At 65.7% G+C, this 18,082-nt stretch carries 17 protein-coding genes; 12 read left to right on the top strand and 5 right to left on the bottom strand.

The features are described from left to right. Positions 1-13 precede the first annotated feature (13 nt). Both BM353_RS12695 and BM353_RS12690 read left to right on the top strand, forming a co-directional pair. Positions 14-817, top strand: a complete 804-nt coding sequence (locus BM353_RS12695) for an ABC transporter ATP-binding protein (protein WP_092081460.1) — start codon at positions 14-16, stop codon at positions 815-817. Continuing rightward, entirely contained in the window at positions 814-1,581 is a 768-nt protein-coding gene (locus BM353_RS12690) for an ABC transporter permease (RefSeq protein ID WP_092081458.1), read from the top strand. The genes BM353_RS12695 and BM353_RS12690 overlap by 4 nt, the downstream gene beginning before the upstream one ends. A 34-nt stretch (positions 1,582-1,615) precedes the next feature. On the opposite strand, the gene BM353_RS12685 is transcribed toward BM353_RS12690, so the two are convergent. Together BM353_RS12685 and BM353_RS12680 are read right to left on the bottom strand one after the other, a co-directional pair. Beyond that, the gene (locus BM353_RS12685; protein ID WP_092081456.1) at positions 1,616-2,989 is read right to left on the bottom strand and encodes an MATE family efflux transporter; all 1,374 of its coding nucleotides are present in this window, start codon (positions 2,987-2,989) and stop codon (positions 1,616-1,618) included. Positions 2,990-3,037: 48 nt separating this feature from the next. Beyond that, the gene (locus BM353_RS12680; RefSeq protein ID WP_092081454.1) at positions 3,038-3,730 is read right to left on the bottom strand and encodes a GntR family transcriptional regulator; all 693 of its coding nucleotides are present in this window, start codon (positions 3,728-3,730) and stop codon (positions 3,038-3,040) included. A gap of 156 nt (positions 3,731-3,886) precedes the next feature. Here BM353_RS12680 and BM353_RS12675 point away from each other — a divergent pair, with 156 nt between their 5' ends. From BM353_RS12675 to BM353_RS12635, 9 genes are all read left to right on the top strand, one after another. Continuing rightward, positions 3,887-4,963, top strand: a complete 1,077-nt coding sequence (locus BM353_RS12675; protein WP_092081452.1) for an ABC transporter ATP-binding protein — start codon at positions 3,887-3,889, stop codon at positions 4,961-4,963. Positions 4,964-4,967: 4 nt separating this feature from the next. Next, the gene (locus BM353_RS12670) at positions 4,968-5,981 is read left to right on the top strand and encodes an ABC transporter permease (protein ID WP_092081450.1); all 1,014 of its coding nucleotides are present in this window, start codon (positions 4,968-4,970) and stop codon (positions 5,979-5,981) included. A 12-nt stretch (positions 5,982-5,993) separates the two neighbouring features. Then, positions 5,994-6,875, top strand: a complete 882-nt coding sequence (locus tag BM353_RS12665; RefSeq protein WP_092081448.1) for a carbohydrate ABC transporter permease — start codon at positions 5,994-5,996, stop codon at positions 6,873-6,875. A gap of 26 nt (positions 6,876-6,901) precedes the next feature. After that, a complete protein-coding gene (locus BM353_RS12660; protein ID WP_092081614.1) occupies positions 6,902-8,461 on the top strand; it encodes an extracellular solute-binding protein in 1,560 nt (519 codons plus the stop codon). A gap of 78 nt (positions 8,462-8,539) precedes the next feature. Continuing rightward, a complete protein-coding gene (locus BM353_RS12655; RefSeq protein WP_092081446.1) occupies positions 8,540-10,861 on the top strand; it encodes a DUF4962 domain-containing protein in 2,322 nt (773 codons plus the stop codon). 15 nt (positions 10,862-10,876) lie between these two features. After that, positions 10,877-11,209 (top strand): cupin domain-containing protein, encoded by a 333-nt coding sequence (locus BM353_RS12650; RefSeq protein WP_092081444.1) that lies wholly within the window; start codon positions 10,877-10,879, stop codon positions 11,207-11,209. A 42-nt stretch (positions 11,210-11,251) separates the two neighbouring features. Next, entirely contained in the window at positions 11,252-12,133 is an 882-nt protein-coding gene (locus tag BM353_RS12645) for an NAD(P)-dependent oxidoreductase (RefSeq protein ID WP_092081442.1), read from the top strand. A 43-nt stretch (positions 12,134-12,176) separates the two neighbouring features. Beyond that, positions 12,177-12,920 carry an SDR family NAD(P)-dependent oxidoreductase gene (locus tag BM353_RS12640; protein WP_092081613.1) on the top strand — a complete coding sequence of 248 codons (744 nt, stop codon included), beginning with the start codon at positions 12,177-12,179 and terminating at the stop codon, positions 12,918-12,920. 12 nt (positions 12,921-12,932) lie between these two features. After that, the gene (locus BM353_RS12635) at positions 12,933-13,862 is read left to right on the top strand and encodes a sugar kinase (RefSeq protein WP_092081440.1); all 930 of its coding nucleotides are present in this window, start codon (positions 12,933-12,935) and stop codon (positions 13,860-13,862) included. A 33-nt stretch (positions 13,863-13,895) separates the two neighbouring features. On the opposite strand, the gene BM353_RS12630 is transcribed toward BM353_RS12635, so the two are convergent. From BM353_RS12630 to BM353_RS12620, 3 genes are read right to left on the bottom strand one after another with little or no spacing between them, the layout of a single operon-like run. Then, positions 13,896-15,152 (bottom strand): D-amino acid dehydrogenase, encoded by a 1,257-nt coding sequence (locus BM353_RS12630; protein WP_092081438.1) that lies wholly within the window; start codon positions 15,150-15,152, stop codon positions 13,896-13,898. Between the two features lie 26 nt (positions 15,153-15,178). Next, positions 15,179-15,517 carry a RidA family protein gene (locus BM353_RS12625; protein ID WP_092081436.1) on the bottom strand — a complete coding sequence of 113 codons (339 nt, stop codon included), beginning with the start codon at positions 15,515-15,517 and terminating at the stop codon, positions 15,179-15,181. Between the two features lie 44 nt (positions 15,518-15,561). Beyond that, positions 15,562-16,302 carry a sulfite exporter TauE/SafE family protein gene (locus BM353_RS12620; RefSeq protein ID WP_092081434.1) on the bottom strand — a complete coding sequence of 247 codons (741 nt, stop codon included), beginning with the start codon at positions 16,300-16,302 and terminating at the stop codon, positions 15,562-15,564. A gap of 271 nt (positions 16,303-16,573) precedes the next feature. Here BM353_RS12620 and BM353_RS12615 point away from each other — a divergent pair, with 271 nt between their 5' ends. After that, positions 16,574-18,064, top strand: coding sequence for an aldehyde dehydrogenase family protein (locus BM353_RS12615; protein WP_092081432.1), 1,491 nt, complete (start codon positions 16,574-16,576; stop codon positions 18,062-18,064). The last annotated feature ends 18 nt before the right edge of the window (positions 18,065-18,082 follow it).

The following is an 18,082-nucleotide window of genomic DNA, read 5'->3' as shown; positions in this document are numbered from 1 at the left end:
GGCCAGACAGATCATGACCCATCTCATCGACATCAAGGGCGTGCGCCACGCCTATGACACCGCGAGCGGGCCGCTACCGGTCCTCGACGGGCTGGAGCTTTCGGTGGACGAGGGCGGCTTTTGCGCCGTCGTCGGCCCGTCCGGTTGCGGCAAATCCACCCTGACGCGCCTCGTTGCGGGGCTCATGCGCCCCGATCACGGCGAGGTCTGGCTGCACGGCCAGCAGGTGAAGAGCCCCCGCGCCACCGTCGGCATGGCGTTTCAGAACCCGGTCCTGCTCGAATGGCGGACGATCCTGAAGAACGTCATGCTTCCGCTGGAGATCGTCCCCGGGGGCCTGCGCGGCAAGGCCGCCGAGGAGCGCGCGCGCTACCTTCTGGCGCTGGTCGGGCTGGACGGGTTCGAAGAGAAGCGCCCCTCCGAGCTCTCGGGCGGGATGCGCCAGCGCGCCTCGCTCTGCCGCGCGCTGGTCCACAAACCCGACGTGCTCATCCTCGACGAGCCCTTCGGCGCGCTCGATGCCTTCACCCGCGAGGACCTCTGGCAGACGATGCACGAGGTCAAGGCGCAGGAGCCCTTCACGGCCATCCTCATCACCCATGACCTGCGCGAGGCGATCTTCCTCGGGGATCAGGTCGTGGTGCTCTCCGGCCGCCCGGCCCGGACCCAGCACGTCATGACCATCGCGCGCCAGACGGCCCCGAGCCTTGATGACCTCTACACGCCCGAGGCCGCCGAGCGGCTCAATATCCTGCGCCACGAGATCGAGATCGCCCAGGGCCGCGCACCCCAGACCGCACCGGAGGCCACCGCATGACCGGGACCCTGCGCAAGATCGCCGTGCCCGCCCTCGCGATGCTGATTTTCCTTGCGCTGTGGGAGGCGCTGGTCTGGATCAACGGCTGGCCGAACTACAAGATGGCCTCGCCGTCGGACCTCTGGCCCGCCTATGTGCGCTACTGGGAGCTCTTCCTCGTCATGGGCTGGCAGACGCTTTGGCGCACGGTGCTGGGGCTGTTGCTCGCCATCGTGGTCGGGGTCGGCATCGGGATGGTCATGGGCTTTTCGCGCACCATGCGCGACGCGCTCTACCCGCTGCTGGTCGGCTTCAACGCGATCCCCAAGGCGACGGTCGTGCCCATCGTGGCGCTCATGTTCGTGGGCGCGCATGATTTCAACACGGTACTCATCGCCTTCATGATTTCCTTCTTCCCGATCGCCGTTTCGGTGTCGATCGGGCTGAGCACGCTGGAGCCGGAATACCGCGATATCTTGCGCGCGCTTGGTGCCTCACAAGCGACGATCTTCTGGAAAATCGCCCTGCCCAAGACGCTGCCGGAGTTCTTCGGCGCGCTCAAGGTCGCGGTGACGCTGGCCTTTATCGGCACCAACCTGATGGAAATCGTGAGTCCCCACGGGCGCGGACTCGGCGCGCTGTTCGACAGCGGCAAGACCAACTCCGACTACCCGCTGATGTTCGCCGTCCTGATCGCACTCGCCGCGCTCGGCATCCTGCTCTACTACATCGTGGTGGCGCTCGAACGCGTCTTCGCCGGCTGGGCCGAACGGCAACCGGGCTAGGCGCGGCCTGTCATAGGGGGGCGCGTCTGCCCCCCTAGGAAGAGACATCCGAGCGTTTCCAGTCGCCGCGCCAGAGGCGGCCGTGGAAGGCGGGGAATTTCAGGACCTCTTCCCACAGGAAGAGTGACAGGATCCAGAAGGCCGGAAGCTCGAAATAGAGCACGAACAGCGCGGTCGCGGGGACGCGAAACGCCCATTGGCTCCAGACGAAAATATGCATCACATAGACCGTATCGCCCGCCGCGCGCAGGGTGTTGCCGCAGATCGCGTTGGTCGCGCGGGGGAACTGGATGATCAGCAGAATCGGCAGGAACCCGAAGAGGATCGCGCGGGTCTCGGGCTCCAGATCGGGGTAGATCAGGTCGAGCGAGAAGCACATCACCAAGAAGACCGCCGCGACCACAGCGGCGGCGACAAAGGCCCCTGCCCAGGCGCGTGAGAGGAACCGGTCCAACACCTCGGGCGGGGTCCGCCGGCCGATGAGCTGGGCGACGAGAATGCCGGTGGCTTGGGTCCATTGCATCGAGACCTGCCCGGCGAGCAGGTTCCAGGGCGCGATCAGGGTCAGCGCCGCGAAGGCGTTCAGCGGCAGTTTGGCATAGAACAGCGAGCAGACATGGGTCGCCACCGTCGCGCTGACGAAAGTCGCCGCGATGGGCAGGGAAAAGCCGAGGTGCCGCCGGATCGTCGGGCCGAAGGCGCCGTTGCGCCAGCCCTCCACACGGCGCAGATAGCCGTAGCGGCGCGCGGCGAGGACACACCAGAACGCCGTCTGGAGGCTGATGGCGAGCGCGCTGCCCGTCGCCGCTCCGGCCACGCCGAGCGCGGGCAGACCCCAGAGCCCATGCACCAGCGCAACCGTGGTCAGCACGTTGACCGGAACGGAGATGAGATACCCGTAGAGCGGCAGCTTGGTTTGGCCGCAGCCGTTGAAAAAGCTCGCGATTCCCTGCCCGATGGCCTCGCCCAGAATGACGATGGAGAAGATCGCGAGATAGGTCTGCGCCTGGCTCGCCACCACGGCACTTGGGGCGAGGCGCGCGACCAGCGGCCCGGCCGCGAGGTTGATCGCGAGGACCCCGATCACCCCGATACCGAGGCTCAGGACGCCCCCCGAGACCAGTGCCGATTTGAGAAACACCCGGTCGCCGACGCCGTAGGCCTGCGCCGTGCGGATCTGCATCGCATGGGAAAAGGCGAAGATGACACCGAGCGCGATGCCGCCCAGCGCGGTGGCGAGCCCCATCGCCGCCAGGGCCTCCTCGCCCAGGGGGGAGAGGAGCAGCCCGTCGATGACGATGGTTCCGTGCAGGAACAGCGCCTTGAGCGTCATCGGCCAGGCGAGGGCAAAGACATCCCTGGCCCCCGGCCCGGAGGATGCGGGATCGGACGGTGAATGATCGGTCATGTGCTGTGCTCTCGCCGCGAAAACCGGGCGCGTCGTTGGGCGATCGGGTCAGTCGCCGGTGTTGTCGAAATAGTTGGCATTGGAGGCCTTGATCCGTTCGATGGTCTCATCGAGCCGGGACAGGTGGATCGTGACGGCGGCCAGCGCGGCGGCGGCATCGTGGCCGATCACCGCATCGGCGATCGCGTGATGGTCCGCGACGAGATCCGGCAGGCGCTGTTCCTTCTGGTGGCCAAGCATGCAGAGCCGGTCGACCTTGGCCTTCTCTTCGAGAATGACATCAAAGGCATAGTCGGCGCCCGCGATCTCGCACAGGGTGTGGTGAAACTCGTAATCGAGCGGGCCGAAGGCATCGTAGTCGCCCCGCGAGACGACCTCTTCCTGCGCGTTGAGCGCCGCGGTCAGGCGGGCTGCCCCCGCCGCATCGCACCGCGCCGACGCGCGCACAAGGACCTCTTTCTCGATCGCCGTACGGATGAACCGCGCCTTCTCTATCGCGCGGGCCGAGAAGCGCCGCACCACGGTCGCGCGCTGCGGCCGGATAAGGAGCAGGTCCATGTTGGCGAGCCGGCTGAAGGCATCGCGCACCGGCTGGCGGGAGACGCCGAATTGCGCGGCGATCTCCGCCTCGGAAATCCGGTCTCCCGGCTTGAGCTGCAAGGTCGAGATCTGCGCGTGCAGGTGGTCGAACACATCATCCACAGCGGTCCGCCGCTCCGTGAGAACCGTTGTATTTGCCATCTTTTGCTGTCCTTCAAGCCTGTCTTTGTTTCTCCCTACCATGAGCGAGACTAGTATACCAGTCTATGAAAGCCAGACAAATACTAGTATACCAGATGTAGCAGGGTGATTCGCTCGCAAGAGCCCACCCAGCATCTGCAGCCAACGGGAGGGGCCATGTCTGGAGTAACTTTAGATGGGATCGTAAAGGCTTACGGCGCTTTACAGGTTGTTCATGGTATTGACCTGACCGTGGCTGAAAAAGAGTTCGTCGTGCTCGTCGGGCCTTCGGGCTGCGGCAAATCCACGACCCTGCGCATGGTCGCGGGGCTGGAGGAGATCACCGACGGCGATCTTTGGATCGACGGGCGGCGGATGAACCGCGTGGCCCCCAAGGACCGCGACGTGGCGATGGTGTTCCAGAACTACGCGCTCTACCCGCACCTCAACGTGGCCGAGAACATGGCCTTTGGGCTGCGCATCCGCAAAACGCCAAAGGATGAGATCAAAACGACGATCGATGATGTCGCCGAGGTCCTCGGACTGACGCCCTATCTCGACCGCCGCCCCGCCGATCTTTCCGGCGGCCAGCGTCAGCGGGTTGCGATGGGCCGGGCCATTGTCCGCCATCCCAAGGTATTTCTCTTCGACGAGCCGCTCTCGAACCTCGATGCCAAGCTGCGCACCCAGATGCGCGCCGAGATCAAGCGGCTGCACAACCGCCTCGGCGTCACTTCGATCTACGTCACCCATGATCAGGTCGAAGCGATGACGCTGGCGGACCGGATCGTCGTGATGAACGACGGGCGCATCGAGCAGGTCGGCACGCCGATGGAGCTGTTCAACAACCCCGCCAACACCTTCGTTGCGGGCTTCCTCGGCTCGCCGCCGATGAACCAGATGAAAGCCACCCTGACCGACAGCGGCGCCCGGGTGGGCGATGCGACGATCCGCCTGAACGGGGTCAGCAGTGCCCAAACCGGGCGCGACGTGATCCTCGGCATTCGGCCCGAACATGTCAGTCTCTCGCCCGGAGAGGCGACCTCGGCCCTGCCGATCGCGCTCGATCTGGTCGAACCGCTGGGCTCGGAGGCGCTGCTGCACGCGCGCCACGGCGAGAGCAATCTCGTCTTCAAGGCCGAGACCCGGGGCGACATCCACCACCTCTCCGGGGTCGGCGAAGTCCATGTGCCCGCGCATCTCGTCAAGCTCTTCGATGCGACGACGGGCCAGGCCCTGAGCCTGGGGAGCTGAGCCGATGACTGACCGCAACACCGACGTGGGCGGCATCCCCATCGAAGAGGTGGTGATCGAAGCCAAGGAGGCCCTGCGCGACCGCAGCCCCGCCCGCCGGGGCGAGACGAGCTGGACCCGCCTTTGGGATCATCTGCGCCGCGAATGGCAGATTTACCTGATGCTGCTGCCGACGATCATCTGGTTCATCGTCTTCCTCTACAAACCGATGTACGGGCTCCAGATCGCCTTCAAGGATTATTCGATCTTCCGCGGCGTCGCCGGGAGCCCGTGGGTCGGCTGGGAGCATTTCGAGACCCTGTTCAGCAACGACCAGTTCCTGCGCGCGGTCAAGAACACCATCACGATCAGCTTCTACAACCTGCTGTTCGGGTTCCCCGCGCCGATCATCCTCGCGCTCATGTTCAACGAAGTGCTGCACGCCACCTACAAGCGCACCGCCCAGACGATCGTCTACCTGCCGCATTTCATCTCCTCGGTGATCATCTCCGGCATCGTCATCACCGCCTTCTCCCCCACCGCCGGCATCGTCAACACCGTGCTGGACTGGCTGGGTTTCGATGCGGTCTATTTCCTGACCCAGCCCGAATGGTTTCGGCCCATCTTCGTGGGCACCGGGATCTGGCAGGAAGCCGGCTTCGGCTCGATCGTCTTCCTCGCGGCCATCGCCGGGGTGAACCCCTCGCTCTATGAGAGCGCGGTGGTCGATGGCGCCAACCGCTGGCAGATGATGTGGCGGATCACGGTCCCCTCGATCCTGCCGACGATCCTGATCATGCTGATCATCCGCATCGGCAACATCATGGAAGTGTCGTTCGAGCTGGTCATCCTGCTCTATCAGCCCGCCACCTACGAGACCGCCGACGTCGTCAACACCTGGGTCTACCGCCAGGGGCTTCAGTCCGGGCAATACGATCTCGCCGCCGCGGCGGGCCTGTTCAACGCCGTTGTCGCCTTTGTTCTGGTGATGACCGCAAACACCCTGTCGCGCCGCTTCTCGCGCACGTCGCTCTGGTAGGAGGCCGGACCAATGATGAAATGGAACCTCTATTCCCGCGGCGACAAGATCTTCGCCATCGTGGTCTCGGTGCTGATCGGCATGTTCACCGTCGCGACCCTCTACCCCTTCATCTACATCGCGGCGGTGTCCTTCAGCTCGGGCTTCGCAGCGCAGGCCGGCAAGGTCGTGCTGACGCCGATTGGCGCGACGCTGGAGGCCTACGGCTTCATCCTCAATGATCCGCAATTCTGGATCAGCTACCGCAACACCTTCATCTACACCATCGGCGGGACGATCATGTCGCTGATGTTCATCATCCCCGGCGCCTACGCCCTGTCGCGCCCGCAGCTCAAGGGCCGCAGAGCCTTCAACCTCTTCATCGCCTTTACCATGTGGTTCAACGCGGGCCTGATCCCGTTCTTCCTCAACATGCGCGATCTGGGGCTTCTCGACAGCATGTTCGGCATCATCCTCGCCTTCGCAGTCAACGCCTTCAACATCATCCTGCTGCGCAACTTCTTCGAGGCGATCCCCCAGAGCTTCGAGGAGGCGGCCCGGATGGATGGGGCAAATGATTTCCAGGTGCTGTGGAAGGTCTTCGTCCCGCTCAGCAAACCCGCCATCGCCACGATCACGCTGTTTTGCATCGTGTCGCGCTGGAACGGGTTCTTCTGGGCCATGGTGCTGCTGCAGTCGGAAGAGAAAATCCCGCTTCAGGTCTTCCTGCGCCACACCATCTCCAACCTCAGCGACAACGACGAATTCGCCATTGTCCAAACCGAGGCGGGCTTCAGCGCCGAGACCGTGACCGCGGCGATCATCGTCTGTTCGATCGTGCCTGTGCTGATCGTCTACCCGTTTATCCAGAAATACTTCGAGAAGGGCATCCTGCTCGGAGGTGTGAAGGAATGAAGAATACGCACATGGGAGGAAATCTGATGCGTAGACTGACCCTAGCGGCTGCTCTGCTGACAGGCAGCGCCATAACGACACCGGCCATCGCCGATGATCACCTGCGGATCGTGGAGGAGCCGTTGGAGCTGACCATCCAGATGAACCACGCCCGCTATCCGGTCTACGAAGAGGACTGGCCGGTGGAGCGGGTCGCGCGCGAGATGACCGGTATTCATCTGATCAACGACACCGTCGGCGCCAACATGCGCACCGATGAGAACACCGGCCGAACCGAGGCGCTCAACCTGATGCTGGCCTCGGGCGACATCCCCGATATCGTCGGATCGAGCCGGATCCGCGATTTCGTCAACCAGTACGGGCCCGAGGGCGCCTTTGTCCCGCTCAACGACCTGATCGCCGAGCACGCGCCCAACATCGCCGCCTATTATGCCGAGCGCCCCGACATCGAGGCGGCGGTCAAGGCCGCGGATGGCCAGATGTACTACATCCCCTACCTGCCTGACGGGAAATATGGCCGGGCCTACTGGATCCGGACCGATTGGCTCGACGCGCTCGGCCTTGAGATGCCGCAGACCGTGGAGGAGTACGAAGCCGTCCTGCGGGCCTTCAAGACCCAGGACCCCAACGGCAATGGCGAGGCCGACGAAGTGCCGTTCTTCGTCCGCCAGTGGCCCGAGCTGATCCGGCTGGTGACACTCTGGGACGGGCGCGCCCACGGCTCGGACACCTATCACGATTTCCTCGTCGAAGACGGCAAGATCAGCCACGGCTACATCGGCGAAGGCTATCGCGACGGGATCAGCAACCTCGCGCGCTGGTACGCCGACGGGTTGATCGACGCGGAAATCTTCACCCGGGGATCCTCGGCGCGCGACTTCCTGCTCTCCGAGAACCTCGGCGGCTCGACCCACGACTGGTTCGCCTCCACCGGCGGCTACAACCGCTTGTCGAGCGAGATCGAGGGCTTCCGCTTCGAGGCCTTCGTCCCGCCCGCGTCCGTCTCGGGTAAACGGGTCGAGGAGCATCGCCGCATCCTCGTCAAACCCGACGGCTGGGCCATCGGCTACACCAACGAGCACCCGGTCGAGACGATCCGCTACTTCGACTTCTTCTTCTCCGAAGAAGGCCGCCGTCTGGCCAACTTCGGCGTCGAGGGCGAACACTACGAGATGGTCGATGGCGCGCCCGTCTTCACCCAGGCCTTCCTCGATCAGGGCCCGGTCAACCGCTCGCTCTATCAGGCCGGCGCCCAGCTTCAGGCGCGCGGATACTACATGGACTACGCCTACGAATGGCAATGGACCAACGAGTTCGCCAAGGCCGGGATCGAGCTCTATGACCAGGGCGACTACCTGATCCCCGACTTCCTCGGGGTTGCCTTCACCGAGGACGAGCAGAAGGTCTATGACCGCACATGGGGCAGCATCCGCGACTACATGCTGGAGCGCCAGCAGAGCTGGATCCTCGGCAATGGCGACGTGATGGCGGATTGGGACGGCTACATCGCCCAGCTTGACGGCATGGGCATGCAGGACCTGCTCGAGGTCATGCAATCGGCCTACGAGCGCCAATACGGCGGCTGACCCGTTTCTCGCCTGCCGGGGCGGCTCTCCTCGTCGCCCCGGCTCCTTGACCCAATGATGCAGCGGACCCAGAGACCCATGTTGGCAGAGCCCCTCCCCCCCCTCGATGAACCCAAGGCCGGCCGGCTGACGATCCAGTACGCGCCGACGCCGCAGACCGATATCGTGGAAAACCCGCCCCGGTTCAGCTGGATCCCGGTGGTGGATGACGAGGCCGCCTATGTGCTGCGGATCTCGGCCGATCCGAAATTTCCCAAGGCCCGCACCCGGGTCTATGACGGGCTGCCGCATAACTTCTTCACCCCCGACACGCCGCTTGAGCCGGGGACCTATCACTGGTCCTACGCCACATGGGACGCCGAACGCCGCACCCCCTCCAGCGGGTGGAGCAGCACCCGCAGCTTCACCGTCGCCGAAGGCCTGCCCGAGACACCGCTTGCGCTGCGCAGCGCGCGCCTGGCCAAGGTCGCGACCGATCATCCCCGGCTGTGGCTCACCTCGGACCGACTGGCCGCGTTCAAGACCGCCGTCGCCGCCGATCCGGGCCATTGTTCCTGGTCGACGTTCTACGAAAAGTCTGTCCTGCCATGGATGGACCGCGAGGTGATGCGCGAGCCGGCCGGCTACCCCGATCACCAGCGCACCGCCCCGGTCTGGCGCCAGACCTATATCGATCTGCAGGAGGCCTGGTACGCGATCCGCCACCTCGCCATCGGCGGGCGCGTCACCGGCGATGCCGAGATGACGGCGCGCGCGCGCGCGTGGCTGCTGGAGCTGGCCGGATGGGATCCGACGGGCGTGACCTCGCGCGCCTATACCGACGAATGGGCCTACCGGGTCTGCAACGCGCTGGCCTGGGGCTATGACTGGCTGCATGACGATCTGAGCGAGGACGAGCGCCGCGCCGTCCGGGCCGCCCTTCTGGAACGCACGCGCGATATCGCGGAGCACGCGATCCAGAACGCCAAGATCCACCTCTTTCCCTATGACAGCCACGCGGTGCGCTCGGTCTCGCTCGTGCTCGTGCCTGCCTGCATCGCGCTTTTGGGCGATGACGAGGCCGACGAGGCGCGCGACTGGCTCAACTATTCCATCGAATTCCTGATGACCGTTTACAGCCCCTGGGGCGACAGCGACGGCGGCTGGGCCGAGGGCACGAATTACTGGATGATGGGCATCGCCTATCTCATCGACGCCGCCAACCGGCTCAAATCCTACACCGGCATTGACCTCTACCAGCGCCCGTTCTTGCAAAACACCGGCGACTTCCCGCTATTCTGCAAGGCGCCAAACACCCGTCGCGCCACCTTCGGCGACGACAGCACCCAAGGCGATCTGCCCGGCATCAAGACCGGGCTCAACCTGCGCCAGCTCGCCGGGGCCACCGGCAAGGGCGAATACCAGTGGTATTGCGAGGAAAACCTCCGGCTCAATCCGGGCACCGAGGGCGCGTTCTACAACTGGGGCTGGTGGGACACGAATTTCGACGAGCTGGTGTTCCAGACCGATTTCCCCGTGGTCGAGGCCACGCCCCCCGCGGGCGGGCTGCGCCATTTCCGCGGCATCGGCTGGGTCGGGGTCCAGCATGCGATGGACGATCCCGACAACCACATCCAGCTGGTGTTCAAATCCTCCCGCTTCGGATCGGTGAGCCACAGCCACGGCGATCAGAACGCCTTCTGCCTCGCGGCCTATGGCGAGGATCTGGCGGTCCAGTCGGGCCACTACGTCGCCTTCAACTCCTCGATGCACCGCAACTGGCGCCGGCAGACGCGCTCGAAAAACGCGATCTTGATCAACGGCAACGGCCAGTATGCCGAGCGCGACAAGGCCAAGGCGCTCGCCGCCACGGGCCGGATCCTCGATGCCGAAACCCGGGAGGATCACATCTACATCCGCGGCGATGCGACCCCGGCCTACCGGATTCTGACGCCCGAGGTGAGCCGCGCCGAACGCGAGATCTATTTCGTGCGCAATTCCTACTTCGTCATCGTCGATACGGTCGATGCGGACGCGCCGGTCACGGTCGAATGGCTCCTGCACGCCAACCAGCCTTTCGAGCTCGGCAAATCCTCCTTCCGCAACACCCAGACCCGCGCCGGGTTCTACGGGCAGGTGGTCTGGTCCGAGGCCGGCAAGCCGACGATCACCCAAAAAACCGAGTTTACAGATGTCGAGCCCGCCGACTACGAAGGGCTGCCGGTGAGCACCTGCCTCACCGCGGCCTATCCCGCCGCGACCCGGCACCGCATCGCGACCCTGCTCGTGCCCTACCGGCTCGACGCACCCAAACGGGTTTTCAACTTCATGGACGATCAGGGATATGATGCGGATCTCTACTTCACCGATCCCGACGAGAACACGTTCAAGATCGTGATGAAGAAACTGGCAAATACCTGACGCGCGGAGACAGACATGAGCATTCAGAATTATTTCCCCACCAGCGAAGGCAAGCTGGAGACCGTCGCGGACGGACTCTCGCGCAAGGTCGGCGCCCATGACGACAACCTGATGGTGGTCGAGGTCCACTTCGAGGCCGGCACCACCGCCCCCCTGCACCATCACCGCCACGAACAGATCACCTACGTCATGTCCGGCAAGTTCGAATTCACCGTGGGCGACCAGACCTATGTCGTCGGCCCCGGTGACTCCCTCTACAAACAGCCCGACATCGTCCACGGCGCGACCTGCCTCGAGGCCGGCACGCTGCTCGATGTCTTCACGCCTCATCGCGAAGACTTCGTCTGATCCGGCGGATCCCGCCACCGTAAAATAACTGGAGAGCGCATCATGACCAAACCCGTCATCGGCTTCATCGGCCTTGGCCTCATGGGAGGCAACATGGTTGAGAACCTGCAGAACCGGGGGATCGAGCTCGTCGTGATGGACCTCGACGACGCCGCCGTCGCCGCCGTCCTTGCGCGCGGCAATGCCCGCGCGGCGACCTCACCCAAGGCCGTGGCCGAAGCGAGCGATATCGTCATGCTCTGCCTCACCACATCGGACGTGGTCGAAGCGGTGGTCTATGGCGAGGACGGGCTGCTCGCGGGGATCTCCGAAGGCAACGTCTTGATCGATTTCGGCACCTCGATCCCCTCGTCCACCCGCAAGATCGGCGCCGATCTCGCCGCCAAAGGCGCGGGCATGATCGACGCCCCCCTCGGCCGCACCCCGGCCCATGCCAAGGACGGGCTGCTCAACATCATGGCGGCGGGCGACCGGGCCACCTTCGACGGGGTCAAGCCCGTGCTGGACGAGATGGGCGAAAACGTATTCTACCTCGGCGCGCTCGGGGCGGGCCACGTGACCAAGCTGATCAACAATTTCATGGGGATGACGACCGTCTGCACCATGAGCCAGGCCTTTGCCGTGGCCGAACGCGCCGGAATCGACCGGGGCCAGCTCTACGAGATCATGTCCTCCGGCCCGTCCAACTCGCCCTTCATGGGCTTTTGCAAGAACTACGCGGTGGATGGGGTCAGCGATCTGGGCTTTTCGATCGACAATGCCAACAAGGACCTTGGCTATTTTCTCAAGATGGCCGAGGACATGGGCCTGCGCGCCGAGATCGCCGAAGGCACCTCTCACAACCTCCAGGCCGCCGTCGATGCGGGGCTCGGGCCGGGCAACGTGCCCGAGATCTTCGACTATTTCATGACACTTGAACGGTAATGCAAACCGCCCGAACCAACGGGCGGCACAGGGGATGACAACCATGAAACTTGCTTCAAAAACAGCCATCGTCACCGGCGCCGGGCGCGATATCGGCGCGGCGGTGGCCCGCAAACTGGCGGCCGAGGGCGCCAGCGTCGCGCTCAGCTATTTCGAAAGCTCCAAGGGCGCGGACAAGGTCGTGGCCGAGATCGAGAGCGCCGGCGGGCGGGCGATCGCCGTGCGTGCCGATCTCAACACCCAGGCCGGGGTCGACGGGCTCGTGGCGGCGGCGCTGGAGGCTTTCGGGTCGATCGATATCCTGGTGAACAACGCGGGCGGGCTGATCGCGCGCAAGACCGTCGCCGAGATGGATCTGGCCCATTGGGACGCGGTGATGACGCTCAACCTCACCTCGACCTTCATGATGACCAAGGCCTGCCTTGCCCACATGACGCAAGGGACCATCGTCAACCTCGCCTCGCAAGCCGGGCGCGATGGCGGCGGGCCGGGCGCGGTCGCCTATGCCACGTCGAAAGGCGCGGTGATGACCATGACGCGCGCGCTGGCCAAGGAGCTCGGCCCCGAGATCCGCGTCAACGCGCTCTGCCCCGGCATGATCGACACCGATTTCCATAATATCCACACGCCCGACGCGGGCCGCCGCGGCTTCGAGGCCAGCGCGCCTCTCAAGAGACAGGGCCACGTGGATGACGCCGCGAACCTCGTCTTGTTCCTCGCCTGTGACGATAGCGCTTTCATCACCGGCGCAAATATCGATATCAATGGCGGAATGCTGTTTTCCTGAGGCGACGAGACGATGCGATTTTTGGCGATCGGAGAGTGCATGGCCGAGCTGGCCCCCACGTCGGGTGAGGGCGAGTATCGGCTGGGCTTTGCGGGCGATACGTTCAACACGGCGTGGTACCTTGCCCGCTGCGCGCCTGATGTGGCTGTGAGCTACCTCAGCGCGGTGGGCGATGACGCGATCTCCGGGCAGATGGCCGATTTCATGCGCGTGAGCGGCATCGACACGCGCCACCTCGCCATCGCCAAGGGCCAGACGGTCGGGCTCTATCTCATTTCGCTCGATCAGGGCGAGCGGAGCTTTTCCTACTGGCGCGGGCAATCCGCGGCGCGCACCCTGGCGGACAACCCCGCCGCGCTGGAGACGGCCATGGCGATGAGCGACGTGATCTACTTCTCCGGCATCACCCTCGCGATCCTGCCGCAGGACGGCCGCGACCGGCTGCTGACCGCCCTGAGCGAGGCGCGCGCGCGCGGCAAGACCATCGCCTTCGACCCCAACCTGCGCCGGAGGCTCTGGAGCTCGGACAGCGAGATGACCGGGGAGATCATGCGCGGGGCCGCGGTCAGCGATATCGTGCTGCCGTCATTCGAGGACGAGGCCGATTGGTTTGACGACGCCGATCCCGCCGCCACCGCCCGGCGCTATCAGCAGGCGGGCGCGGTCACGGTGATCGTCAAGAACGGGCGCGATCCGGTGTTCTATTCCGAGACCGCGCAGCAGGGGGAGATCCCCGTCACCCCCGCCGAGGAGGTGGTCGACACGACCGCCGCCGGGGACAGCTTCAACGCCGGGGTCTTCGCGCGCCACGCGGCCGGGGATTCGCTGGCGGTGGGCATCCGCTATGCCTGCGCGCTGTCGCGGGCGGTGGTGCAGCAGCGCGGCGCGCTCGTCCCGCTCCTGCCCACCGCGCAGCAGGCCGAGGCCGCGCCGACGACCTGACCCTGCCCCACGGCGCCCGCTCCCGCGCGCGGCCTAGCTGTAGCGCGCCGCCGTGAGCCCGTCGAAATCGATCTCGGGCTTGCGCCCCAGCACCACATCGGCCACCGCGCGGCCCGAGCCGCAGGCCATGGTCCAGCCCAGCGTGCCGTGGCCGGTGTTGAGAAAGAAGTTGTCGTATTGCGTCGGGCCGAGAACGGGCGTGCCGTCCGGCGTCATGGGGCGCAAGCCGGTCCAGCCTTCGGCCTTCGTCAAATCGCCCCCGCCGGGGAAGAGATCGCCGATCACATGGCGCACCGTGTCGGTCGCATGAGGCCCGAGGCGCTTGGAATAGCCGGCGATTTCCGCCGTCCCGGCCACGCGGATGCGATCGCCCAGCCGCGTGATCGCGACCTTGTGGGTCTCGTCCATGATCGTCGATTGCGGCGCGGCGGCCTCGTCCATGATCGGCAGCGTGACCGAGTAACCCTTGACCGGATAGACCGGCAGCTTGATCCCGAGCGGCCGCAGCACACGCGGCCCGTAGCTCCCGAGCGCACAGACATAGGCATCGCCGCTGATCCGCCCGGCCATCTCCGTCTCGACGCCGGCCACGCGGCCGTTTTCGATGGCGATGCTGCGGATCGTCTGGCCAAACTGGAACTCGACGCCCATCTCGGCGCATTTTTCGGCCAGCGCGATGGTGAACAACCGGCAATCGCCCGTCCGGTCGGCCAGAAGCCGCAAGCCCCCCACGAACTTCTCGCGCACCTGCGCGAGCGCAGGCTCGGCGGCGATGCAGCCATCGGGATCGAGCACCTCGTAGGGCGAGCCGAACTCGGCGAGGATGTCCTGATCCGCCTTGGAGCCCTTGAGCTGCTTTTGCGTCCGGAAGAGCTGGAGCGTGCCCTGCTCGCGCCCGTCATACTCGATGCCGGTCTCGGCGATGAGCTCGGACATCACGTCGCGCGAATAGTTGGAGACGCGCACCATCCGGCTCTTGTTGATCCGGTAGCTCTCTTCGTTGCAATTGCGCAGCATCTGCGCGCACCAGGCCCACATCGTCGGGCTGATGAGCGGCCAGATGAAGAACGGGCGGCGCTTCATGAACATCCACTTCACCGCTTTCAACGGGATGCCCGGCGCGGCCCAGGGCGATGTCATGCCGTAGCTCAGCTCGCCCGCGTTGGCGTAGCTGGTCTCCAGCCCCGCCCCCGGCTGGCGGTCGAGCACGGTGACCTCCGCCCCCGCCTTGGCGAGATAGTAGGCCGTGGTCACGCCGATAACGCCGGCCCCCATGACGATCACTTTCATCGCTCAACTCCTTCTCGTTGCGCCGGTCAGCAGGCGGCCGTGACGATGATCTCGACCTTGAGCACATCGCGCGCCAGCTTCGCCTCGCCGCAGGCCCGCGCGGGTGCCGCCCCTTCGGGGACCCAGGCATCCCAGACCGCGTTCATCTCGGCGAAATCGGACATGTCCGCCAGCCAGATGATCGCCTGAAGCATCTGGGCGCGCGACGAGCCCGCCTTTTGCAAAAGCGCATCCACCCGCGAGAGGCAATCGCGCGTCTGCTCGGCCACCGTGGCGCCTTCGCCCACCTGCCCGCAGAGATAGGCAACGCCGTTGTGTTTGACGATCTTGCTCATCCGCGTGCCGGTCTCAATCCGTTCGATCATCTCGAAGCCTTTCGTGTTGCGGGGCCCTCGGCCCCCAATCCAAGTCAAACATATGCCGATACCCCGCGCCAGCCCGCCAGAACGGCCGAGAGCGCCATGACGATGATCGCCACGCGGCGATACTGGCCGTGATCGAGCCGCGCGAAGGCCTCGGTCCCGAGCCAGGTGCCCGCGAAGAGCGCCGGAATCGACACCAGGCTCAGCCACAGCGTCCGGCCGTTGATCGCCCCGGCAAGGATGAGGCCCGGCGTGGCCAGCACGGAGACGATGAAGAAGAAAATCAGGAGCGAGGCGCGCGTGCGCACCGCATCGATGCCCGTGCCGAGATAATAGGCGACGGCGGGCGGGCCGGGAATCGCCGCGAGCCCCGAGAATGCGCCCGAGGCCACCCCCGCGACGAGCGCGAGCGCGTTGTGCGGCCGGGGCTCGGGCGGTGCCTTGCGCGCGATCAGCGCCAGCCCCACGAGGATCGCCGCGGCGATCAGGATTCGGGCTGCATCGGGGCTCAGCGCGGTGAGCGCAACGAGGCCCACCGGCGTGCCGACGAGCGAGCCGAGGGTCAAGCGGGTCAGAGACGGCGCGTCGATCTGGCCGCGATGGGTCCGCAGATCGCCGAAGCCGACCACGATCTGCAACAGGACGCCCATCGCCACCGCCTCGGCCGGCGGCAGCACCAGCGAGATGATCGGCACCGCCGCGAGCGCAAAGCCGAACCCCGCCATGCCACGCAGGAAGGCCGCGAAGAAGACGGCCGTGACCGCCAGAAAGGTCGGTGAGGTGAGCATGGCGAGGAGGGCTCCGCGAGCGGTGGCGATACCCCGTGGCCTACGCCCGGCGCGGGTCCGGCGATAGATCCAGAGTGGCCGGTTCGATAGGGCCAGTGACGCGGCGCGCACCGCGCCTTGGGTGCGTTTTCCCAAGCGCTTTGACGTTCTGGCCGAGGGGCGGGAGCGCCCGCGCAACTGGCTCTAATCAAGGTCTCATCTGGCCCTACGCAGGCGGGGCGCGAGAGGCCTATAGGAAAGGAGCTTCCTCCAGCTTTGAAAGACCCTCCCGATGACATTCCACCACTCCGATTTCCTCACACCCGAAGACGTCTTTTCCGAATTCGGCGGCGTCAACCTCGTCAATGGCGCGCAGTGCCAGACGGCGGCGCAGCTTGACGTGATCAACCCCGCGACCGGCGCGGTGATCGGCCATGCCGCCGCGAGCGACGCCGCCGAGACCGACGCGGCCGTCGCTGCCGCCAAGGCGGCTCAGATCGGCTGGGCCCGGATCCCCGCCCGCGAGCGCGGCAAACAGGTCGCCGCCGCGGCCCGCGCCGTGGCCGCCGAGGCCGAGATCATCGCCCAGGTCCTCGCCCGCGAGACCGGCAAGGCGATCCGCACCGAATGCCGCGGCGAGGTCTCCGTCGCTGCCGATATCGTCGAGTTCTACGGCAATCTCGGCTCGGAACTCAAAGGCCAGACCGTCCCCTACAACCCGCGCATGCTGACCATGACCACGCGCGAGCCGCTCGGCGTCGTGGCCGCGATCGTGCCGTGGAACGTGCCCCTGGTGCTCTTTGCGCTCAAGGTCGGGCCGGCGCTGGTGGCGGGCAACTCCGTGGTGGTCAAGGCCTCCGAAGAGGCCCCTTTCGCGACCTTCCTCATGGCCGATCTGATGATGCGCCACCTGCCCGCCGGGGTGCTCAACGTGATCAACGGGACCGGCACGATCTGCGGCGACGCGCTCACGCGCAACCCCGATGTGGCCAAGATCAGCTTCACCGGCTCCGAAGCCGTGGGCGAGACGATCAACCGGATCGGCGCGGAGCGGATCATCCCGGTCTCGCTGGAGCTGGGGGGCAAGTCGCCGATGATCGTCTGCGCCGATGCCGATCTCGACAAGGCCGTGGCCGGGGCGATCTCGGGGATGCGATTCACCCGCCAGGGCCAGAGTTGCACCGCCGCGAGCCGCATCTACCTCCACGACAGCCTGCATGATGCGTTCATGGAGAAGCTTGGCGCCGCGCTGAACGGGTTGCGGATCGGCGATCCGCTCGATGAGGCGACGGATGTCGGCACCGTGATCAACGCGCGCCAGGTGGCCACGATCAACCGCTACATCGCGCTTGCCGAAGAGACCCCCGGCGCGACGGTCACCCGCTTCGGAGACCTTCCGCAGGACGCCCACCTGCGCCCGGATCTCTTCCTGCAGCCGACGCTCCTGCAGGGCCTGCCCGATGATCACCCCTGCGTCATGGAGGAGATCTTCGGCCCCGTCGCGGTGATCCAGCGCTGGAGCGATTACGAGACGGTCATCGCGCAGGCGAACTCGACGCATTACGGCCTCGCCGCTTCGGTCTGGACCCAGAGCCTCTCGACCGCGCTCGACAGCACCGCGCGGCTCAACGCCGGCTACGTTCAGGTCAACCAGAACCTCACGATCCAGCCCAACGTCTCCTACGGCGGCTTCGGCCGCTCGGGTCAGGGCAAGGAGGCCTCGCTGGAGGCAATGGTCGAGCATTTCACCCGCTCCAAGACCATCGTGATGAGCTTCGACTGAGGCGACGGTGCCCCCGGC

Source organism: Poseidonocella sedimentorum (assembly GCF_900116005.1).
Classification (GTDB): Bacteria; Pseudomonadota; Alphaproteobacteria; order Rhodobacterales; family Rhodobacteraceae; genus Poseidonocella; species Poseidonocella sedimentorum.
The sequence above is the reverse complement of the archived record's forward strand: the minus strand, read 5'-3'. Positions and strand labels throughout refer to the sequence as shown.